This window comes from Bradyrhizobium sp. (assembly GCF_049512235.1).
Lineage (GTDB): Bacteria > Pseudomonadota > Alphaproteobacteria > Rhizobiales > Xanthobacteraceae > Bradyrhizobium.
Genome location: NZ_JBEKXH010000418.1, coordinates 1 through 5,694 on the forward strand (window position 1 = coordinate 1; position 5,694 = coordinate 5,694).

4 protein-coding genes are annotated in these 5,694 nt (G+C 63.9%); 3 read left to right on the plus strand and 1 reads right to left on the minus strand.

Features of this window, described 5'->3' with window-relative positions:
- Nucleotides 1–64 precede the first annotated feature (64 nt).
- Nucleotides 65–886: a uracil-DNA glycosylase gene (locus ABSG20_RS28045; protein WP_423867723.1), complete on the minus strand. Its 822-nt coding sequence runs from the start codon at nt 884–886 to the stop codon at nt 65–67.
- A gap of 151 nt (nt 887–1,037) precedes the next feature.
- Between ABSG20_RS28045 and ABSG20_RS28050 the strand changes: the two genes are divergently transcribed.
- The 3 genes from ABSG20_RS28050 (at nt 1,038) to ABSG20_RS28060 (ending at nt 5,689) form a co-directional block, all read left to right on the plus strand.
- A complete protein-coding gene (locus ABSG20_RS28050; RefSeq protein ID WP_423867724.1) occupies nt 1,038–2,696 on the plus strand; it encodes an electron transfer flavoprotein-ubiquinone oxidoreductase in 1,659 nt (552 codons plus the stop codon).
- A 242-nt stretch (nt 2,697–2,938) separates the two neighbouring features.
- Nucleotides 2,939–4,720, plus strand: coding sequence for a tetratricopeptide repeat protein (locus tag ABSG20_RS28055; RefSeq protein WP_423867725.1), 1,782 nt, complete (start codon nt 2,939–2,941; stop codon nt 4,718–4,720).
- Nucleotides 4,721–4,804: 84 nt separating this feature from the next.
- The gene (locus ABSG20_RS28060) at nt 4,805–5,689 is read left to right on the plus strand and encodes a 4-(cytidine 5'-diphospho)-2-C-methyl-D-erythritol kinase (RefSeq protein WP_423867726.1); all 885 of its coding nucleotides are present in this window, start codon (nt 4,805–4,807) and stop codon (nt 5,687–5,689) included.
- Nucleotides 5,690–5,694 lie beyond the last annotated feature (5 nt).

The following is a 5,694-nucleotide window of genomic DNA, read 5'->3' on the forward strand; positions in this document are numbered from 1 at the left end:
CACCCCCGACCCCTCCCCACCGCTTCGCGGGGGGAGGGGAGAAGGTCAGCGCCGGTTGGGCAACTCAGGCTGAAAAAACCGTTGCCGCCTCCATCGCTTTGGCGATCGCGCGCAAATCCTGCCAGGCCAGCCGCTTGTAGGAAGGCGAGCGCAGGAGATAGGCCGGATGGAAGGTGGCGATGGCGCGGATCAGCCGCGTGCCGGTGTCGTAGTCGAACCAACGCCCTCGGGTTCGCATGATGCCCTCGCGGGTCGACAGCAAGGTCTGGGTGGAGGGATTGCCCAGCGTGACCAATATATCGGGATTGACCAGTTCGATCTGGCGCTGGATGAACGGCAGGCAGATTTGGGTCTCCTGCGGCGTCGGCGTGCGGTTGCCGGGCGGCCGCCATGGAATGACATTGGCGATGTAGACGCTGGTGCGGTCGAGCCCGATCGTGGCCATCATCCGGTCCAGCAACTTGCCGGAACGGCCGACGAACGGCAGGCCCTCGAGATCTTCCTCCCGTCCGGGAGCCTCGCCGACGAACATGATGCGCGCCTGCGGGTTGCCGTCGGCGAACACCAGGCGCGTCGCGGTCGATTTCAGCGCGCAACCGTCGAATTGTTCCAACAGCGCGCGCAGCGCTTCGAGTGTCGGCGCCGTCCGCGCCGCTTCCCGCGCCGACTGCAGCGCCGCCTCGGGCGTGGCCGCGGCCTCGGCGCGGACGGCGGCAATCGCGGGCGCAGTTGCCCCGACCGGGCTGGCCGGCGCTGCTGCCATGGCCAAGGGCCTGTCGGGGTCGGACAACCGGTTGACCGGCACTTCCGTCAGCGCGCAGTCGACCCCGGCCTCCAGATAAAAGTCCAGCAATTGCCGAACGGTGGGGGCGGTCTCAGGCGTCATGGCGGGATCTCAGGGGCATCCCCCATTCTAGAGCGGATCGCGTTGCAGCGAAATGCTTGAACGGGAATTTCCATGGTTGTTCTCGGTCGAAAAAAGTGGAAACAAACGAGTTGCAAAACAGAGGCTTTCTCAACCGGGCTGAGTGCAGATCATGAGCAACGAAGCATTGCCGCCGCGCGAATCCATGGAATTCGACATCGTGATTGTCGGCGCCGGGCCGTCGGGCCTCGCCGCCGCGATCCGGCTGAAGCAGCTCAACGCCGAATTGACCGTCGTCGTGGTGGAGAAAGGCTCCGAGGTCGGCGCCCACATTCTGTCCGGCGCGGTGATCGATCCCGGCCCGCTCGGCCAGCTCATTCCGGATTGGCGCGAGGATGCCGACTGCCCGTTGAAGACGGAGGTGAAAACCGACAAGTTCTACTGGATGACCGCGGGCCTCGCGATCCCGCTGCCGGCATTCGCGATGCCGCCGCTGATGAACAATCATCATTGCTATATCGGCTCGCTCGGCAATGTCTGCCGCTGGCTGGCGCGCAAGGCCGAGGCGCTTGGCGTCGAAATCTATCCAGGCTTTGCCGCGGTCGAAGTGCTTTACGACGACAAGGGCGCGGTGCGCGGCATCGCCACCGGCGACATGGGCGTCGCCAAGGACGGCTCGCACAAATCGTCCTATACCCGCGGCATGGAACTCAACGGCAAATACACCCTGTTTGCCGAAGGCGCGCGCGGCAGCCTGACCAAGCAACTGATTGCCAAATTCTCGCTCGACGCCAACAGCGAACCGCCGAAATTCGGCATCGGCCTCAAGGAGGTGTGGCAGATCGATCCGGCCAAGCACCAAAAAGGCCTGATGCAGCATTCGTTCGGCTGGCCCTTGACCAATTCGACCGGCGGCGGCTCGTTCCTCTATCATTACGACGACAACCTGGTGTCGATCGGTTTCGTCGTGCATCTCAATTACCACGACCCCTATCTGTCGCCGTTCGACGAATTCCAGCGCTTCAAGACCCATCCCGCTATTCGCACCCTGTTCGAGGGCGGCAGGCGGCTTTCCTACGGCGCGCGCGCCATCACCGAGGGCGGCTTTCAGTCGGTGCCGCGGCTGTCCTTCGCCGGCGGCGCGCTGATCGGCTGCGCGGCGGGTTTGGTCAATGTGCCGCGCATCAAGGGCGTCCATAACGCGGTTGGCAGCGGCATGCTCGCGGCCGAGCACCTCCACGCCGCGCTTGGCGCGGGCCGTGCCAATGACGAACCGGTCGAATACGAACTGGCCTGGCGCACCTCGCCGGTCGGCAGGGATTTGTACCCGGTCCGCAACGTCAAGCCGCTGTGGTCGAAGTTCGGCACCCTGGTTGGAGCTCCACTCGGCGCCATCGACATGTGGTGCAACACGTTCGGTTTTTCGCTGTTCGGAACCCAGTCGCACGCCAAGCCGGACCGCAACACGCTCGATCCCGCCAAGGCGCATGCGCCGATCGCGGCGCCAAAGCCGGACGGCAAGCTCACTTTCGACCGGCTGTCGTCGGTGTTCCTCTCCAACACCAACCACGAAGAGGACCAGCCGGTTCATCTGAAAGTCGCCGACCTGAACCTGCAGAAGACATCCGAGCACGATGTCTATGCCGGCCCCTCCAACCGCTATTGCCCGGCCGGGGTCTATGAATGGGTCGAGGAGAGCACGGGGCCGCGCTTTGTCATCAACGCCCAGAATTGCGTCCATTGCAAAACCTGCGACGCCAAGGACCCCAACGGTAACATTACCTGGGTTCCGCCGGAGGGCGGCGGCGGACCGAATTATGAGGCGATGTGACCACGATTGCGTGGGCGCTGCCCGGGCGACAGCGATGCTCGGCCACGATACGGCCACACTGAAAGCGTTATCAGGCCCCTGGCGGCGATAGGACCGTCCCGCCAGTCGATTTGCCGCGCCCTATCCTTGCGGTTGAACCCCAAACGCGGCATTGTCGGCCGTCCTGATGCAGCCGGTCGGGTTCGCATTCGAGACTGATCCCTCTGAGATCCCGCCGTCAAATCCTGGAGCTAGGCGAACCGATGTTTTCCATACGTTTAAATCGCTGGACGATCGCCGCATTCGCCTTCACCGCGCTCGCAGTGCCGGGCTCGCTGTCGGCTCAGACGCCGGACCATCCCACCGACAATTCGGCGCAGTTTCCAACCTTCCACGATCTGAAATCGCTGACGACGTCGGGCAGCTATCTGGCCGCGCGCCATGCCACCGTGGAGCGCGACGCCGCTTCGGCGGCGACCTTCTATCGCTCGGCGCTGCGGACCGATCCGAAGAACAATGAATTGCTGGACCGCGCGTTCTTTTCCTCGCTCTCCGACGGCGACATCGACGAGGCCGTCAAGCTCGCCGACCGCATCTTGACGCTGGACAAATCCAATCGCGTCGCCCGGCTGGTGCTCGGCGTGCGCGATCTGAAAATGAAGAAATATGCCGCCGCGCAGCTCAACATCAATCAATCGATCCGCGGACCGATCACCGACCTGGTGGCGACCCTGTTGTCGGGCTGGGCCAGTTACGGCGCCGGCGACGCCAAAACGGCGGTCGCCAGCATCGACAAGCTGGCCGGTCCGGAATGGTATCCGCTGTTCAAGGACCTGCACTCCGGCATGATTCTGGAACTCGCCGGCAAGGAAAAGGACGCCGGTCAGCGTCTCGAGCGGGCCTACAAGCTCGACGATACGATGCTGCGGGTCGCCGACGACTACGCACGCTGGCTGTCACGCAACAAGGATGCGGCGGCGGCCGCGGCGGTCTACGAGGCCTTCGACAAAAAGCTGCCGCGGCATCCGCTGGTGCTGGAGGAACTGCGCGAAACCAAGGCCGGCAAGAAGCTGCCGCCGCTGGTCGATTCGCCGCAAGCAGGCGCCGCCGAGGCGCTTTATGGCATCGGCGCCATGCTGACGCGCAAGGGCGGCGAGGATCTCGCACTGGTCTATCTGCAGCTCGCGCTTTACCTCGAACCCAATCATCCCCTGGCTTTGCTGTCGCTGGCCGACCTCTATGAGTCGGTCAAGAAACCGACGATGGCGATCAAGGTTTACGAGCGCGTGCCGGCCAATTCGGTGCTGAAGCGCAACGCGCAAATTCAGCTCGCGACCGATCTCGATGCCGCCGACCGCAGCGATGAGGCGATCAAGATACTGAAGAGCGTCACGGCGGAGGATAGCAAGGATGTCGAGGCCATCATGGCGCTCGGCAATATCGAGCGGGGCCGCAAGAAGTTCTCCGACTGCGTGCAGACCTACTCGAAAGGCATCGATGCCCTGCCGGACCCGAACGAAAAGTCGATGTGGGTCTATTACTATTATCGCGGCATCTGCGAGGAGCGTGCCAAGGAGTGGAACAAGGCCGAAGCCGATATGCGCAAGGCGCTTGATCTGCAGCCCGAGCAGCCGCATGTCCTGAACTATCTCGGCTATTCGTGGATCGATCAGGGGATCAATCTCGACGAGGGCATGAAGATGATCAAGCGGGCCGTCGATCAGCGCCCGGACGACGGCTATATCGTCGACTCGCTCGGCTGGGCCTATTTCCGCATCGGCAATTATGATGACGCGGTGAAGAATCTGGAGCGCGCGATCGACCTCAAGCCCGAAGACCCGACCATCAATGACCATCTCGGCGACGCCTATTGGCGCATCGGCCGCACCCTGGAAGCCCAATTCCAGTGGGCCCATGCCCGCGATCTGAAGCCCGAGCCGGAAGATTTGCCAAAGATCGAGGCCAAGATCGAGAACGGACTGCCGGATGACACCTCCTCGGCGGCCTCCGCGGACAAGAAAAAAGAAGACGGCAAGGGCGGCTGATCGGCGGGCTTGATTGACAAGGCTTGGATTGATAAGGCCTGGATTGACAAGGCTTGGATTGACAAGGCTTGGGGCTGATCGCCGATGCCGGCGCTGATCGAGGATGCCCGCGCCAAGGTCAATCTGAGCCTGCGGGTGATGGGACGCCGTACCGACGGCTACCACGAGCTCGAAAGCGTGGTGGCGTTCGCCGATTGCGCCGACCGCCTGAGCCTTTTGCCCGGACCCGAACTGCATCTTGTCACCACCGGGCCGCAGGCGCAGGCCTGCGGCGAGACCAAAGACAACCTTGTGCTCAAGGCTGCGCAGCTGCTCGGGGAATGCGTGCCGGGTCTGCAACAGGGCAATTTCGCCCTCGACAAGGTGCTGCCGGTCGCCGCCGGCATCGGCGGCGGTTCGGCCGATGCCGCAGCGGCGCTGCGGCTGCTGGCGCGGGCCAACACTCTGGCCATCGACGATATCAGGGTGATCGAGGTTGCGCGACGAACCGGCGCCGACGTGCCGGTTTGTCTGAATTCGCGCGCCTGCATCATGACCGGCGTCGGGGATACATTGCAGCCGCTGGCCTTGCCGAAACTGCCATGCGTGATGGTCAATCCCGGTGTTGCCGTGGCGACTGCGCAGGTGTTTGCCGCGCTCGGTTTGCGCCGTGGCGAACTCAAGGTAGGCGCCAGCGACGTGCTTCGGGCCCCCGCCTGGCCGGAGCGGGGCGCATCGGTCGAGGACTGGGTTGAAGCGCTGGCCGCCGGTTGCAATGATCTCGAAGCGCCGGCCATCCGTATCGCGCCGGTGATCGCCAAGGTGATTGCGGCGCTCAACGCTAGCAACGGCGCCTGGCTGGCGCGGATGTCGGGGTCGGGCGCGACATGTTTTGCGATCTACGAGAACACCGCCGAGGCGCAGCGCGCGGCCGAACTGGTCCAGTTCGATCACCCCGGGTGGTGGGTGCATGCGGGGGTGCTGAGCTGATCCCG

Coding starts and splice junctions, on each gene's coding strand:
- ABSG20_RS28045 (WP_423867723.1), bottom strand. CDS start 886: ATGACGCCTGAGACCGCCCCCACCGTTCGGCAATTGCTGGACTTTTAT.
- ABSG20_RS28050 (WP_423867724.1), top strand. CDS start 1,038: ATGAGCAACGAAGCATTGCCGCCGCGCGAATCCATGGAATTCGACATC.
- ABSG20_RS28055 (WP_423867725.1), top strand. CDS start 2,939: ATGTTTTCCATACGTTTAAATCGCTGGACGATCGCCGCATTCGCCTTC.
- ABSG20_RS28060 (WP_423867726.1), top strand. CDS start 4,805: ATGCCGGCGCTGATCGAGGATGCCCGCGCCAAGGTCAATCTGAGCCTG.